We start from the raw sequence: 16,255 nt of genomic DNA on the forward strand, positions 1-16,255 counted from the left end.
GCGCAGCCACTGAGTCAATGCTTATTTAAATTTTGCAGGCTCCGCTGGCACACCCATCGTCCTCGGCTTCCGTACCGCCCTCGCTCGCACCATCTCGGGTGTTGTGGTAGTACAGTGTTTTAACGCCGAGTTTGTAGGCTTGCAGCAGGTCTTTCAGCAGTTGCTTCATCGGCACGCGGCCGCCTTCAAAACGGGTTGGGTCGTAGTTGGTATTGGCTGAAATCGATTGATCGACAAACTTCTGCATCACGCCCACCAGCTTGAGGTAGCAGTCATTGCTGGGGATGCGCCACAACAACTGGTACTGGTTACGCAGGCGGTCAATCTCAGGCACCACCTGGCGCAAGATGCCGTCTTTGGATTGCTTGACCGAGACCAGGCCACGCGGTGGCTCAATGCCGTTGGTGGCATTGGCAATCTGGCTGGAAGTCTCGGAAGGCATCAGCGCCGTCAGCGTGGAATTGCGCAAGCCATCTTTCTGGATTTCCTTGCGCAGGCTTTCCCAATCCAGACGCAGCGGCTCGTTGCACACGGCATCCAGGTCTTTTTTGTAGGTATCAATCGGCAAAATGCCTTTGGCATAAGTGGTCTCGTTAAACGCACCACACGCGCCAAACTCGCGAGACAGTTGTACGGACGCTTTTAGCAGATAGTACTGAATCGCCTCAAAGGTACGGTGGGTCAGGCCCAGCGCAGCATCGTCAGTATAGCTGGTGCCGTTTTTGGCCAGGTAATAGGCATAATTGATCACGCCCACGCCCAATGAACGGCGCTTATTGGTGGCGTTGAGCGCGGCTTTGACTGGGTAATCCTGGTATTCGAGCAAGGCATCTAATGCACGAACCACGAGGTCGGCCAGACCTTCGAGCTCGTCCAGCGATTCCAGCGCGCCCAGGTTAAATGCTGACAGGGTACACAGCGCAATTTCGCCTTCGGTGTCGTTGATGTCATTGAGTGGCTTGGTCGGCAGTGCGATTTCCATACACAGGTTGGACTGGCGCACCGGTGCAACGGCCGGATCAAACGGGCTATGTGTGTTGCAATGGTCCACGTTCTGGATGTAGATACGGCCGGTACCGGCGCGCTCTTGCATCATGAGCGAGAACAAGTCTACTGCAGGCAAGCTGCGCTTGCGGATGCTGTCATCGGCTTCGTACTGGGTGTAGAGGCGCTCAAAGGTATCCTGATCGGCAAAGAACGCGTCATACAGACCGGGCACATCATGCGGCGAGAACAAGGTGATCTGTTCACCTTTGATCAGGCGCTGGTACATGAGGCGGTTGATCTGCACGCCGTAGTCGAGGTGGCGCACGCGGTTTTCTTCCACGCCGCGGTTGTTTTTGAGGACCAGCAGGGATTCAACCTCAAGGTGCCACAATGGGTAGAACAACGTCGCCGCCCCGCCGCGCACGCCGCCCTGTGAGCAGGATTTGACCGCAGACTGGAACAACTTGTAGAACGGCAGGCAGCCGGTGTGCTGTGCTTCACCACCACGGATTTCACTGCCCAGCGCACGGATACGGCCCGCGTTGACGCCGATACCGGCGCGCTGCGACACATACTTCACAATCGCGCTGGAGGTGGCGTTGATACTGTCCAGGCTGTCGTCACACTCAATCAGCACGCAAGAGCTGAACTGGCGTGTCGGCGTCCGCACGCCAGACATAATTGGCGTCGGCAGTGAGATCTTGAAGGTAGACACCGCATCATAAAAACGCTTGATGTAATCGAGGCGTGCCTGGCCCTTGTAGTTGGCAAACAGGCTCATCGCCACCAGAATGTAAAGGAACTGCGGGCTCTCGTAGATCTTTTTGGTGACGCGGTTTTGTACCAGATATTTGCCCTCAAGCTGCTTGACAGCGGCGTAAGAGAAATTCATATCGCGCCAGTGGTCCAGATAGCCATTCAGCGTATCAAACTCTTCGCGGCTGTAATCCTTGAGCAGGTGCGGATCGTATTTGCCCAGCGCGGTCAGGTTGGTCACATGGTCAAACAAATGCGGTGGCTCAAACTGGCCATAAGCAATTTTGCGCAGGTGAAAAATATTCAGGCGTGCAGCCAGGTACTGGTAATCCGGGGTTTCTTCCGAAATCAGGTCGGCAGCAGATTTGATGATGGTTTCATGGATATCGTCGGTGCGGATACCATCATAAAACTGGATATGGGAGCGCAATTCAACTTGTGACACCGAGACATTATTGAGGCCTTGTGCGGCCCAATCAATGACGCGATGAATCTTGTCGAGGTTAATCGGTTCCTTGCGGCCATCACGTTTAGTGGCTTGCATGGATTCGTATTGTGTCATGGTGGCTCCCAGTGCTGGCGGCGGAAGGGACACGGCACTGGCTGCGGGGCGCATTTTTTCTGGCGATAGCCTGCCCGTTGTCGAGCAATCAAAGAAAAAACCTGCACCCGTTTAAAGACCAGACTTGCAATCAGTACAGGACTCACTGCATCTGCCGAGGACACCCCGCCTCAAACGTTAACAAGAAAAAATCACGGCAGGTCTCCTGGCTCTCAGGTCATGATTGTTTGCCTTGGCCTTCCCGAATCGCTTCAGTGGCACGCAAAGCAGCAAACAACTCGCTGATTACAGTTGCGGGGGCAGCTCTGGCTTGACAATGGCCATCGCCATCGCGCACCAGATTCCCTTTTAAAGACAGGCACTGATCAGTGCCCGTATACCGTATGGACGTGACTATAAATCAATATATATGCATTTTCAACACACAAAAACACAATATATTGTTATGAGACACTAAGTGATTGTTTTGCCTGAATATATTTTTTCAGACACCCGAACGGTGCCATTTTTTGCGTTGCAGTGTTTCAATCACTCGACTCGATTGGCGCTTTCGACTCCAGATCAGCACGCCCGTGACTGTCACCAGCACCAGTGACAAGCCAGTGCAACAGACAAAGATGCGGTAGGGCATGCCAAACACCTGCCCCATATGCAAGGCACCCAGCCAGTTGCTAAAGGTGTTCCCGGACTGGTCTTGCGTCGGCAGCCAGTGGCCTTTGATTTCACCGGTATAGGCATCTATCGCAATGGCTGTATTGCCCCGGTCCTGCCGCAAATCGGCCGAGCTATGCACAAAATACTGGTACACGCCGCGCTCGCGATCCAGACGCAAACGGTCTTCATAATCAATCTGCAGGTGATGATTTTTTGCAAAGCCTTGCATGGCTTGCTGCGCCAACTGGTGAGCCTGCGGCCAGGGCATGGGCAGGCTGGTCAGCGGTTGCGGCAATTTGGGGATGCTGCGCCAGGACAAATCAAACGGCATCAGCTTGGTCATGATGGGCAGATAGACCTGCTCGCGCAGGTTGAACATGACGCTGGACCAGGCAAAGACCAGCAACACGCTGCACAGCCAGAGCCCGACTGCACGGTGCAGGTCAAAGTTGATACGCGTGGTCGAAGCTTGCCATTTGACCAGCCAGGCCGGTTTCCAGCGTTGCCAGTAACTGCTTTTGGATTGTGGCTGCCGCCGGGGCAAGGTGAGGAAAAACGCCACAAAGGTATCCAGCGTCCACAGCACGGCAACGATGCCCATGATGAGGCGGCCGCTGACACCGGGCAAAGCCAGCGAATAATGCAACTTATACAAAAACGGTAATAGCGTCTCGCGCTGGAATGGCCCCGCCGTGGATAAGCGTGACCCCAGCACCTTACCGGATTGCGGGTTGATAAACAGTTGATCTGCCGGGACGCTGGCCTGCGGATCCACAGGCGTGAGGCGGAAGATCTCGGCATCTGCGTGGTAATCTTCCAGCGCGCTTTGTGGCAATTTGAATTGCAATTCATCGACACGGGTATTGGCGGGCGCCTGCTGTTGCGCCTGCGCTTGCAACTGATACGCGTCCAGCATGGGCTGGCCTGGTTGCGATGACGCTTGATACAGGTGTGGATTGAGCCATGCATCGAGCTCATCCTGAAAAGCGATGATGGCGCCGGTAAAGCCAGCAAGAATCAGAAAAGCGGCCATCGCCAGGCCTACCCAGCGATGCCAAACTACAAGTGCGTGTCTCGTTACCATTGAAAATTTAAATTGGCCATCACATTACGACGGTAGCCCCATTTGCAACCGTCGCCACTGTATGCACAATTGGCCACATACTCCTTATCAAACAAATTACTGGCATTGAGTGCAAACTGCCAGCCTTTCCAGCCTGTGCCCAGCTGGGACAAATCATAACGGACCGCCAAGTCTACCAGTGTATAAGACGGCAGCTTGAAGGTGTTTGCATCGTTACCAAAACGGCTACCGGTGTAACGCACGCCGCCGCCGACGACCATGCCCGGCACCCAGCCGCCAGGCAAGCGGTAGTCGGTCCATAATGCGGCAGTATGGTGCGGCACATGGTTAGGGTCTTTGCCCTGGAACGGCACCCCCTGCAAGCTATTATTACTGCGCGTGATTTCAGGCAGCATATAAGTATAACTGCCAATCAGCGACCAGGCATCCCACTGGGTCTTGGCCTCCAACTCCAGCCCGCGGGTACGCACTTCCCCATTTTGCAGATTAAACAAAGGATGCTGCAGGTCAGTCGTGGTCACGTTCTGACGGCGCAAATCAAATACGGCAGCACTTAATAGCGTCTGGCTGTCTTTCGGCTGGTAGCGGATGCCCAGTTCATATTGTTTGCCGGTTTCAGGGGCGAAGGCCTTGCCATCAAACATGGTGCCGATCACCGGTAAAAATGATTCCGTGTAACTGGCATACGGCGCCAGGCCATTCTCCGCCAGGTAAACCAGGCCGCCGCGCCAGGTTTCTGCCTGATCGCGTTGCGAGGACGAGGCGGCAGGGCTCAGCACATTATCTGTTTGCATCCGGGTGTGGTCCTGACGAACCCCGAGGGTCGCCACCCACTGGCGGTCAATTTTTACTTGGTCCTGCAAGTAAATCCCGGTTTGGCGTTGCTGTTGCTTCAAATTGGCTGACAGCAGCAGATTCACCGGCGTCACCCCATATACCGGCGTATACAGATCCAGCGGACTCGCCGTCCCTGATGTACGCAGCACATGGTTATCCAGGCGCTGGCTGTCTATCCCCGCCAGCACCGTATGCTCAAACATGCCATGTGACCAGTGCCCTTGCAGATGCGTATCCACCACCACATTGTCGACATTTTCATCGGTGCCCATCGCGGCCCGGTTAATACTGCGCTGGTCTGCACGCAAGCCCAGCAGATAGGTTGAAATGGCATCGGTGCGCAGTTGCTGGTAGCGCAGGTTCTGACGCAGGGTCAAGTGCTCATTAAACGCATGTTCAAACTGGTAGCCCACCGAATATCGTTCCTGCACGTATTTATCCAGGCCTGGCTCACCCACATACCGGCTGGTGGAAATTTTGCCAAAGGGGCTGCTCACCAGCGTGCCGACCCGCGGCAATGCCTGGTAGCCCTGGCCACGGTCATTTTTCTGGTAGTCGGTCAGCAAGGTCAGCTGGGTCGCGTCCGAAGGCCGCCAGGTCAATGAAGGCGCCAGATAGACGCGGTCGTCAGTGACACGGTCGATCTGCGTATCGCTTTTTTGCACCAAGCCCACCAGGCGGTAAGACCACACGCCCTCATCATCTAGCCATTGGCTGACATCGCCACGCACCTGTTGCCGGTCATACTGTCCCAAGGTCAACCCCAGCTCATGCAGCGGTTTATCCGTGGGCCGTTTGCTGACCAGGTTAACCAGCCCACCCGGCGCGCCCTGGCCATACACAATGGAGGAAGGGCCGCGCAATAAATCAATACGCTCCAGGCCATAAGCTTCGACCACGGTGCCACCCTGGTTATTAAATGCATAGTTACGCAAACCATCGCGGAACTGGTCCCGGCCCAGGCTAAAGCCACGGATACCAATATTGTCGGCGCGCGGGTCTGGCCCGTTTGCTTCGGACTGCACACCCGCGGTATAGCGCAAGGCATCGCCTACCGACTGCACGCCCTGTGCGTTCATCTGGTCACGTGTCACCACCGACAACGATTGCGGCGTTTCGATCAGGGCGGTATCGGTTTTGGTCGCCGTCACGCTACGCTTGGCAACATAGCCTTTGACTGGCCCATTGGCGGGTTCTTGTACAGTTTGCCCAGACACGCTGACCTCTGGCAGGTCTTGTGGCTCACTATGCGTATGTGGCGCGGGAGCGGCTTTAGTCAGCGTATAGCCAGCGGCAGTAGTTTTTAACACCAGCCCGCTGCCTGCCAGCAGCTTTTCCAGCGCTTGCCGCACACTCAAGTCACCCTTGAGCGCAGGCGCCTGTTTGTGCTCGGTCAGTTCCGTTGAAAAAATAATGCTTTCCCCGGTCTGGTGGGCCAGGGCTTTCAACGCCTTGTCTAGCGGTTGTGCGGGCATATCAAGCTCGACGGCATGCACAGACAGGCTGGACAGCAAAGCGGCGAACAAGGCAGAGTTGCGAGTAAATGACATCTTCTTCCCATTGAATAAATAATGAATGACATGGGTATGTCGTACCAGCCTTCGCCAATGTTGATGTCCTTTAGAAATTTTTTTTACGGATGATCCTGACTCAGCGTGATCGAACCGGCGAATCCGGCTTAACCGCACCGATTAACGCTGCCGGATCACCACGGCAGCCTCTGCCTGTTTTTCGACACGCACGGGCAAAATCTCGGGCAACACGGCCAGCAAGGATGCGATGCCATTGATATCGTATTCGCCGGACAGGCGGTATTGCCCCACCCGGGCATCCGCCAATGTGATCTGACCAGCGTGATAGCGCTGCAATTCGGCCACCACGTCACGCAGTGGCAGCCCATCAAAAATCAATCGCCCGTGCTGCCAGGCGGTAGCCGCCTCGGCACTGGTGCACCGGTTTTCAGAAATGGCTGCGCCGCGGGTGGTCACCGAGAGATTTTTAGTCAGCCGACGCTGTGCCTGCGCAGTGATCACGTCTACACTGCCCTCCACCACCGTGACCATGGCCCCCTCCGCGGTATTGCGGACGTTAAACACGGTACCGATATCGCGAATCTTCACCTGGTTGGCATCCACGGTAAACGGTTGCCAGGCGTGTTTCACCTTAAACAGTGCTTCGCCTTGTACCAGCGTTAATTGCCGCGAACGCAGATGTTGCTCGGCCACCAGAACGGTATTGGTATTGAGACTGACAGCAGAGCCATCCGGTAACTGGAAGTGGGCAGACTGACCAATTGCCGTCTGCAGGTGCTGGCTGGACAATACCGGGTCATAGCAGACCACGGCCGCCAACAGGCCGCAAGCGGTGGTTGCCAACGCCTGTTTTATTCGACGCCGTTGCCGGGTTTGCTGCATGGCTTCCTGCAGCAAGGCCTCCCTGGGGGGAAAGTGCGCGCGCAAGGCGTCAGCGTATGGCGCCAGCGGATCTTGATGGTCAGCAGGCTGGTTGGGCGCACGCAATGTGTGGTCAGATGCTTTCATAGCCCCGCCCACTGCCGCTGGATGCTGCCCATGGCCTTGTTAAAATGTTGCGTCACCATATTGCGTGAAATACCCAGCGCATCGGCAATCTCCTGCTGCGGCATGTCGTGCAGGCGATGCAGCAAAAACACTTGCCGTTGCCGGGCTGGCAGCGCTTCTATGATGCGCTTCAAAGCCTCAAGACGTTGTACAAAATGCATGACGCGTTCGCCATCGATCTGGTGCGCGTGCTCTGCTGTCTGCTGCAAGTGATTGAGGTGGGATTGTTGCGTCTGATACTGGCGGTAGCGGTCAATCGCGCGGTGACGCGACAGCTTGCGCAAAAACGCCATCGGCGTTTGCACCGCCAGTTGCGGCGGCCGCTCCATGATCTCCAGGCAGACATCATGCACCACATCCCTGGCGAAATGCTGGTCGCCAAAACGGCGTCTGACATAGCTCACCAATTCGTCGTAGTGATAGACCAAGGCAACCACGAGTTTGGAATGTTCAGGATGAAGATGCACTGCGTGAAAGACAATCAATAAAAACCATATCTTAGCGGCAGGCAAGAAAAAACACAAATGAAAATCATTATCAATTAAAAAATAATTGTTTACCGCCTCCTCGCGTGATAAAAAAGGGCCCTCTATGCGGGCCCTGTAAGTGAATGTGTAAGTGATTTTAGTACGCTGGCTTAAAGTGCGGCCTGTGCACGCAACTGCTGGGCCGCCGACACCATATTGCGCAAGGCCGGAATCACTTCTGCCCATTGGCGGGTTTTCAAGCCACAATCCGGGTTCACCCACAAACGTTCTGCCGGGATGCGCGCCGCCGCTTTTTGCATCAAGGCGATCATCCGCTCAGGTTCTGGAATATTCGGCGAGTGAATATCGTAAACGCCGGGCCCGATTTCATTCGGGTAGTTAAAGTCATCAAACGCATCCAGCAACTCCATGTCCGAGCGCGAGGTTTCTATGGTGATGACGTCGGCATCCATGTCGGCAATCTCGGCAATAATGTCATTGAATTCCGAGTAACACATATGGGTATGGATCTGCGTTTCATCTGCCACCCCATTTGCCGTGATACGGAACGATGCCACCGCCCATTGCAGATACTTTTTCCAGTCTGATTTACGCAGGGGCAAGCCCTCACGCAAGGCCGCCTCGTCAATCTGGATGATGCGGATACCGGCTTTTTCCAGGTCCAGCACCTCCTGGCGTATGGCGAGCGCTAACTGGTAGCAAGACACTTCACGTGGCTGATCATCGCGCACAAATGACCAGTTCAACATGGTCACCGGGCCGGTCAGCATGCCTTTCATCGGCTTGCTGGTCAGTGATTGCGCGTATTCAATCCATTGCACTGTCATGGCTTGCGGGCGGCTGATATCGCCGAACAGGATAGGCGGCTTGACGCAACGTGAGCCGTAGGACTGCACCCAACCAAACTGGCTGAACGCATAGCCCTCCAGTTGCTCGCCAAAATACTCCACCATGTCGTTGCGCTCCGCCTCGCCATGCACCAGCACATCCAGCCCCAGCGCTTCCTGCTCACGCACACTACGCGCAATTTCGGCTTTCATCACGGCCTGATAACCCGCCTGATCCAACTCCCCTGCCTTGAACTGGCGACGCGCCTGGCGGATCTCAGCCGTCTGCGGGAACGAACCGATGGTCGTGGTGGGGAATTTGGGCAGGTTGAACAAGGCGGCCTGTTTGGCAGCGCGCTGCGTATAAACGTTCTGGCGCTGCCCCAGTTGCGGCGTCAATGTTTGCAGCATGGCCTTCACAGCCGGATTATGCACACGCTTGGACTGGCGACGCGCCTCAATCGCCACCTGATTGACGGCCAAAGCCACTTTCACCGCCTCGCGGCCATGATTTAAGGCCGTGGCCAGCACCTGCAGCTCTTCTAGCTTTTGCTTGGCAAATGCCAGCCATGACTTGATTTCGCTATCCAGTTTAAGCTCACTATCGAGGTCCACAGGCACATGCAACAGCGAACAAGAAGGCGCCAGCCACAAACGGTCCCCCAGACGCTCGGCAATCGGCGCCAGCCAGTCCAGTGTCGCATTCAAATCAGTTTTCCAGATATTGCGGCCATTGATCACGCCCAGAGACAGCACCTTGTGTGCAGGCAACATTGCCAGCAACGGCACAATTTCATGGCGGGCATTGATGGCGTCTATATGCAAGCCAGCCACCGGCAGGTTGGCCGCCAGATACTGGTTATCGACCAGCGCGCCAAAATAAGTCGCCAGCAGCAGCTTGACACGGCTACTCTTGAGTTGGTGATAGGCCAGGTTAAACGCATGCTGCCATTCCGGTGTCAGCTCGGTCACCAGCACAGGTTCGTCCACCTGCACCCACGCCACGCCCTGCTGCGCCAGCGTTTCCAGCAATTCGGCATAGACATTGAGCAATTGCGGCAACAGCGCCAGCCGGTCTGAATCATCCTTGGCTTTGCCAATCGCCAGATAAGTCACTGGTCCAATGATCACCGGCTTGGCTTGTACGCCCAGTGCCCTGGCTTCGGCTAATTGCGCAAGCAGGCGCGACGCATCCAGCTTGAAATGGGTGTTGGCCGTAAACTCGGGCACGATATAGTGATAATTGGTATCAAACCATTTGGTCATCTCGCCTGCCGCCACACCACCACAACATTGCGCATGCGCTTCCGCAGACTCAGCCGAGCGTCCACGCGCCACACGAAAATAGTTATCCAGTGGGTCACCATGAAAATCCTGGACCCGCGCAGGCAAATTGCCGAGCGTAAAACTCATGTCCAGCACCTGGTCATAAAACGCAAAGTCGCCCACAGGTGCAAAATCCAGCACCGATTGCAATTGCCAGTGCTGTTGCCGCAGGTCTTTGCCTACCTGCTTGAGGGTGTCTAACGAAGACTGGCCTTTCCAGTAAGCCTCCAGCGCAAACTTGAGCTCACGCTGTGCGCCTATGCGTGGAAAACCGAGATTGTGGGTCGTGATCATGATGGGTTCCTTAACAAATCAGAACCGGCATTCTAGAAAGCACAACCCATGAAGTAAAATGGTATTATTTCAACCATCTATTAATTTAATTCATATATAACACATGATAGAACGCATCCATCTGGCGATTATCCGCGAGGTCGAGCAACAAGGCTCACTCACCGCCGCCGCTGAAAAACTGTTTCTCACGCAGTCGGCGCTCAGTCATTCGATTAAAAAGCTCGAACAGCAACTGGGGACGGATATCTGGCTACGCGAAGGCCGCAGCCTGCGCCTGACCCAGGCCGGGCAATATCTGCTCGCCGTCGCCAACCGCCTGCTGCCGCAGTTATCACTGGCTGAAGAGCGGCTGCGCCAATTTGCGCAAGGCGAACGCGGCACCCTGCGCATCGGCATGGAATGCCACCCGTGTTACCAATGGCTACTCAAAGTGGTTTCGCCCTACCTGGCCGACTGGCCGGATGTGGATGTGGACGTCAAACAGAAGTTCCAGTTTGGCGGCATCGGCGCGCTGTTTGGCTACGAGATCGACATGCTGGTCACGCCAGACCCCTTGTATAAACCCGGCCTGCTGTTTCAGCCGGTATTTGATTACGAACAAGTGCTCGTCGTGCATCGTCAACATGCACTCGCGCAAGCAGACTACGTGCGACCCGAGCAACTCAGCAGCGAAACACTGATCACTTACCCGGTAGACATAGACCGCCTCGATATTTACAACCAGTTTCTACAACCCGCCGGCATCCGTCCGCACCTGCATAAGCCGATAGAAACCACAGATATCATGCTGCAAATGGTCGCCAGTGGCCGTGGTGTCGCCGCCCTGCCACGCTGGTTGGTCGAAGAATATCAAACCCGGTTTGATGTGGTGCCCATCAAGTTAGGCAAACAAGGCATTGCCAAGCAGATTTACCTGGGTATCCGCGAAACGGATATAGACACAGACTATGTGCAGGCGTTTATTACACTGGCGAGTACCCAGCCGTCATCATTCTCAACCGGCAGAAATTAAAGTGGATCGTCCGGCGGTGTTGCTTGAAGTTGGCCCAACTGTTCACGCAGACTATTGATGTCATTTAGCTCGCCACGGACAGTAAAGAAAGCGCCTTCATCCTCTGAACGCTCGCCCAATACCTGACAGGTGCTGTAAATCTTTCCACGCAGTTGTTGGGCAGACCACGGCAGAAAAAGCTCTGCTTCCACCAAATCCTGCTGAAAAAAGTCGACGATCTTATGCCGCAGACTAGCCACTTCATCTGGACGGCGTGCACTCATGACGATGCAATCTGGATATTTCAGGCGCAGTGCAGCTTCACACTTGGCTTGCGCGGCGGCATCCCCCACGTAATCTATCTTGTTAAACACTCGAATCCGCGGCACGGTGTCAGCTTCAATTTCCTCCAGCACGGTGTCCGTGACTTCCAACTGACGCTCAAACCCGGGGTCACTGGCATCAATCACATGTAGCAACAGCGCCGCATCCAGCGCCTCATCCAGTGTGGATTTAAAAGACGCCACCAGGCCATGCGGCAGGTTTTTGATAAAGCCGACGGTATCGCTGACCAGCACGCGCGGCACGCTCTCGGGGAACAAGGCGCGCACCGTGGTATCCAGCGTGGCAAACAGCTTGTTCGCCACCAGCACCTCGCTACCCGTGAGCGCGCGCATCAGGGTAGATTTACCGGCATTGGTATAACCCACCAGCGCTACACTCGCCATCGTCTGCCGCTCCTGACGACGCGCACGCTGCGTGCGGCGCTCGCCATCCATGATCACAATCTCTTGTTGCAGCTCAGCGATGCGGTCACGAATCTTGCGTCTATCCAGCTCGGTGTGCGATTCACCGGCACCACGCCCACCCGCCCCGCTACGCTGCCGCCCCTGCGGGCCCGCCAGCTTGGCCGCCTCGCGCAAACGTGGCGCCATATAGCCCAGCCGCGCAATCTCCACCTGTGCACGTGCCGCACGTGAGCGGGCATTACGGTGAAAAATCTCCAGGATGACCATGGTACGGTCCATCACCTCGCACCCGACTTCGATTTCGAGGTTACGCGCCTGCGACGGCGAAATTTCATGGTCAACAAGCACCGCCTCAATATTCAGCGCATCTGGATTAAACGCCAACACCTCAGGGTCTCCAGCCATACTGCGCACATAATCACGAATCTCTTCGCGCTTACCCACGCCCAGATAGCCCGTGATATCAAAGCCTGCGCGCTTCTGCACAAAGGTGTGGACAATCTTGTAGCCCAGCGTTTTTGCCAGTTCACGCAGCTCATTCAGCGAAGCTTCAAACTCCATATCACTGACATTGGGCAGTTGCACGGCCGCCACAACGGCATGGCTGACGGGCTCTTTGACTTCACTTTGCATGAGGAAACGACACTTCTTGAATGGTAGAGGGCAGATAGTACCTGCAAATGCGGGAATCACCACTATGGGTGGCGAGATAAAGTGTTAATGGGGATTGTTTTGGGTATGTCCGGGGACTAAATGGATATAGTCGCGATTAATGAGTTGGCATCACTGCACACATTTAAATGAATCGTGGGCAATTAATTGCCCACCCTACTCGGCTAACCGGCCTGCGCGGTTTTTCGCGCAGGTCCGGTTGAGCACAGGGTTCGGCGTCATTCGTAGGACTCAACCGGCAGAGTGACGGAAACTTGCAACTCTGCAAGCGCCTGAACCAGCTCTTGAGTTTGGATTCCCGCGTGAAAGGGCATTCGGAAACCCTCGGCCTGCTCCGAAAGTTCTTCCGTAACAATGCCCACCACGTGCCCCATTTCAGACAATATCGGTCCTCCGCTATTCCCCGGGCGTGCTATCGCCGAGTAGAGAAAGACAACGCTTCCATCAAGCAGAGTAACGCCAGGATTAGTGACTTCTCCGCGCTGCATTACGAGCGCAGACTCGCGTGAGAGAGGTACCCGAGGATAGCCGAGCGTAAATACAGATTCGGCCACCACGGGACTTCGAAACGCGATACCAGGCAAGAGCGGCATGGGCTGTTCAACTTCAAGCAGCCCAACATCAACGCGCGGGTGCGGTAGGGTGCGTATGACCCGGCGTTGCGCCCCAAGAATTGATTGATTCTCGTCGACTTGCATATCAGTTAAGACATGAGCGCAAGTAAGAATCCAATTAGAGGCGATTACCAAACCGGTACCGGCATGCGCATCACCGTTCTTTGTTACTCCTGTTATTTGAACGGTGGCATGAGAGTAGACGTTGTACAAGAACTCTGGCCCCAAGGCTCTGGCCAGCCAAAGAATGCCGGTCTTTTGTATAGACGTTAGCTCAAGCAAGAAGTAGTAGTTAATTCCAAGCAGGATATCGCCGTTTCTTCCAACTTCTTTCAGCACGCCATGTTTAGCAAGGTCTGTAAGTAACTCGCCAATCTTGGATGTATGGCGGCCCGCCTCGGGCAGCTTTTTCGTAGCTTCCAAGTAGTTGAGGAAATCACGCCCGCTGAACGGCTCTGTACGACCTTGCGCCCGTTCTTTTCCCAATACGCTGCACATCTTTTCGTACTCCATCGGGGAGAAAAATTTCAATGCAGCGATGGTTAGGTCAATCCGCTGAGAAAGTGTGAATGGGGCGAGTTTTGAGTAGCGTTTGCTCATGGGTAGCCTGCCGACACTATGACGCCGAACGTTGGCGGTAACCGGCAGCCGGAGCGAAGCGGAGGGAGCCCAACAGTGGCACGAAGCGCAGCTGTTGGGCTGTCCGGTTGACCGACGGGTTAGGCGCAGGCGGCATTGGTGTCATGTTGTTATGAGTAGTTTTCAGGATGTTCGCAGAAGTCCCAGTTGCCTTCGGCCAACTCTCTGACCTTCTTGCTTTTGTCTTGCCGCAGCACGAAATAGAGCTCCTTACGGAGGTCTTTGGGGAAATAAGTTAGAAACCCTGCGGTGCGAAACCGAACGTTGGCGTTAGAATGACATGCAAAGCGACGCCAAACCTCAGTTGAAGATGGGTAATCTGCATTGACTTTGAGTAACCAACCCCCAGTCTTTTCCCAGATTCCAGCCCTGCCTTCAATAAACGCGTTCTCAATCGCCGAGATCGTTGTTTCAATGCTTGTTCGACCTTCAATGAGGTCGTGGACGGAGTTTACGACTGCGACGAGCAAGGCAGCTTTCTCTTCGCCACCGTAGCGCTTTAGGACGTGCTGGACTTCGTGATCTCTTCCGAAGGTGAACATGTCAGTTCCTCTGATGCGCCTAACGAATGAAAGGGACTTCCCCGTCCCGAGGTTGCGGCGGAAGCCGCAAGCAGTTAAAACTGCAATGATTTAGTTTCCACACTTCATCACGCCATTGATAGGGGAAGTCCATGAATATTGTCACACTCGGTATTGATTTAGCCAAGAATATATTCGCTTTGCACGGCGTTGACAACCAAGGTCATGCGGTTTTAATTAAGCCACGCGTGGCACGAGATCAACTGCTCTCCATTGTCGCCAACTTACCGCCTTGCCTCATTGGTGTGGAGGCTTGTACAGGCGCACACCACTGGGCAAGAGTGTTTAGTCAGCATGGACATATCGTGCGGCTCATGGCGCCCAAGTTTGTTGCGCCTTATCGCATGTCTGGCAAGCGCGGTAAAAACGATGCTGCAGATGCCGCCGCCATTTGTGAGGCCGTTACCAGACCCAATATGCGCTTTGTGCCAGTCAAAGATACTCATCAGCAAGCACTATTGTCCATCCATAGAACCCGTCAGGGATTTGTGGAGGAGCGTACCGCCTGTTACAACCGTTTACGAGGCCTGATTGCCGAGTTTGGTGTTGTGCTGCCGCAGAAGGTAGAGCGATTGCGCCGGGAGATTGATTTGCATCTTGATACCTTGCCTGACCTGGCTAGATGCTGTGTGCTGGATTTGCTGACACATGCGGATGCGTTAGATGAACGGATTACCGCCTATGACGCCTTGATTCAGCGTGCCGCAAAACAGGATGATCGCAGCCTGCGTTTGATGCAGATTCCAGGTATTGGGTACATCACCGCCAGTGCTTTGGTAGCGAGTCTGGGCAATGGGCATGACTTTGAGAGTGGCCGACAGTTAGCTGCTTGGGTGGGGTTGGTGCCGGGCCAATACAGCAGTGGAGGCAAACCCCGGCTAGGCCGGATTACCAAAGCGGGGGATGCCTATCTGCGCAGCTTGCTGGTGATGGGCGCACGGGCGGTGATGGTGAGTGTGGGGGATAAACAGGACAGGTTCAGCTGTTGGGTGCGCAGCCTGGTGGAACGTAGAGGTTACTGGAAAGCGGCGATTGCCATTGCAGCCAAAAACCTGAGACTGGTTTGGGCTGCGCTTAAATATGGGGATGACTTTAAACTCTATTCAAAGGCTGTTTAAGGCAAAACAGAATGACGTTTAAAAACAGATTGAATAACGATTGAACATTGAATCACAGCTGAACTGCCAGCGTTGATGTGTAGCGGGTTGGACCCGCGCCGGGTGTGCCTGTTTAATTCTAGGGGAGCAAGATCATCCCGACTAACGAATGAGGCCCCGGCGTGCGTCTTTCATCAGGGTCCGGGCCAATCATGCCCAATATGACCGGTGGTTGTAGTACCGCAGTCCTTCACCTTCTCGCTTAACACTGGCTAAAGCAAAAGGATATTTATGCGCTGAAAAACTTAAAACACACAAAAATCTTGCAGATGACTATTGCTTAAAATGGGGAAGCCCTTGTAGTTTGAAGTAAGGGGCTGGCGACACTGTTAGGTCAACCCTCGTTATTAATAAACAATTCATAAAAGCTCTTTTTTGCCAGTGATCTTGCCTGTAAAAAGTGGACATCATCTAACCGATCATTTCCACCGAAATCGGTGATTGATACCCAATACCCG

At 54.7% G+C, this 16,255-nt stretch carries 11 protein-coding genes and 1 riboswitch; of the genes, 2 read left to right on the plus strand and 9 right to left on the minus strand.

Translation table 11 applies throughout. The annotated features are described in order from the left end of the window. Window positions 1-25: 25 nt before the first annotated feature. The 6 genes from nrdA to metE form a co-directional block, all read right to left on the minus strand. Window positions 26-2,305, minus strand: a complete 2,280-nt coding sequence (gene nrdA / locus ACT53C_RS11750) for a class 1a ribonucleoside-diphosphate reductase subunit alpha (RefSeq protein ID WP_476146346.1) — start codon at window positions 2,303-2,305, stop codon at window positions 26-28. 178 nt (window positions 2,306-2,483) lie between these two features. After that, window positions 2,484-2,704, minus strand: a riboswitch (cobalamin riboswitch). Between the two features lie 85 nt (window positions 2,705-2,789). After that, window positions 2,790-4,043 carry a PepSY-associated TM helix domain-containing protein gene (locus ACT53C_RS11755; protein ID WP_476146348.1) on the minus strand — a complete coding sequence of 418 codons (1,254 nt, stop codon included), beginning with the start codon at window positions 4,041-4,043 and terminating at the stop codon, window positions 2,790-2,792. Continuing rightward, window positions 4,037-6,430: a TonB-dependent siderophore receptor gene (locus tag ACT53C_RS11760; protein WP_476146350.1), complete on the minus strand. Its 2,394-nt coding sequence runs from the start codon at window positions 6,428-6,430 to the stop codon at window positions 4,037-4,039. The genes ACT53C_RS11755 and ACT53C_RS11760 overlap by 7 nt, the downstream gene beginning before the upstream one ends. Window positions 6,431-6,571: 141 nt before the next feature. Continuing rightward, window positions 6,572-7,420 (minus strand): FecR family protein, encoded by an 849-nt coding sequence (locus ACT53C_RS11765; RefSeq protein ID WP_476146352.1) that lies wholly within the window; start codon window positions 7,418-7,420, stop codon window positions 6,572-6,574. Further along, window positions 7,417-7,944, minus strand: coding sequence for an RNA polymerase sigma factor (locus ACT53C_RS11770; protein ID WP_338656985.1), 528 nt, complete (start codon window positions 7,942-7,944; stop codon window positions 7,417-7,419). The genes ACT53C_RS11765 and ACT53C_RS11770 overlap by 4 nt, the downstream gene beginning before the upstream one ends. Before the next feature lie 152 nt (window positions 7,945-8,096). Next, window positions 8,097-10,394, minus strand: a complete 2,298-nt coding sequence (metE, locus tag ACT53C_RS11775; RefSeq protein ID WP_476146354.1) for a 5-methyltetrahydropteroyltriglutamate--homocysteine S-methyltransferase — start codon at window positions 10,392-10,394, stop codon at window positions 8,097-8,099. Window positions 10,395-10,497: 103 nt separating this feature from the next. On the opposite strand from metE, the gene ACT53C_RS11780 reads away from it, so the two are divergent. Next, window positions 10,498-11,406 carry a LysR substrate-binding domain-containing protein gene (locus ACT53C_RS11780; RefSeq protein ID WP_476146356.1) on the plus strand — a complete coding sequence of 303 codons (909 nt, stop codon included), beginning with the start codon at window positions 10,498-10,500 and terminating at the stop codon, window positions 11,404-11,406. Here ACT53C_RS11780 and hflX read toward each other — a convergent pair. The 3 genes from hflX to ACT53C_RS11795 all read right to left on the minus strand — a co-directional run bounded on the left by hflX (window position 11,403) and on the right by ACT53C_RS11795 (window position 14,601). Continuing rightward, window positions 11,403-12,767, minus strand: coding sequence for a GTPase HflX (gene hflX / locus ACT53C_RS11785; protein WP_476146358.1), 1,365 nt, complete (start codon window positions 12,765-12,767; stop codon window positions 11,403-11,405). The genes ACT53C_RS11780 and hflX overlap by 4 nt on opposite strands. 257 nt (window positions 12,768-13,024) lie before the next feature. Beyond that, window positions 13,025-14,020, minus strand: a complete 996-nt coding sequence (locus ACT53C_RS11790) for a S1 family peptidase (protein ID WP_476146360.1) — start codon at window positions 14,018-14,020, stop codon at window positions 13,025-13,027. Window positions 14,021-14,169: 149 nt separating this feature from the next. Continuing rightward, window positions 14,170-14,601, minus strand: a complete 432-nt coding sequence (locus ACT53C_RS11795; protein ID WP_194748415.1) for a hypothetical protein — start codon at window positions 14,599-14,601, stop codon at window positions 14,170-14,172. Window positions 14,602-14,732: 131 nt separating this feature from the next. Between ACT53C_RS11795 and ACT53C_RS11800 the strand changes: the two genes are divergently transcribed. Continuing rightward, complete coding sequence (locus ACT53C_RS11800; RefSeq protein WP_476146363.1) at window positions 14,733-15,758, plus strand: IS110 family RNA-guided transposase; 1,026 nt, start codon at window positions 14,733-14,735, stop codon at window positions 15,756-15,758. The last annotated feature ends 497 nt before the right edge of the window (window positions 15,759-16,255 follow it).

It is taken from the genome of Methylophilus sp. DMC14, from assembly GCF_056314085.1.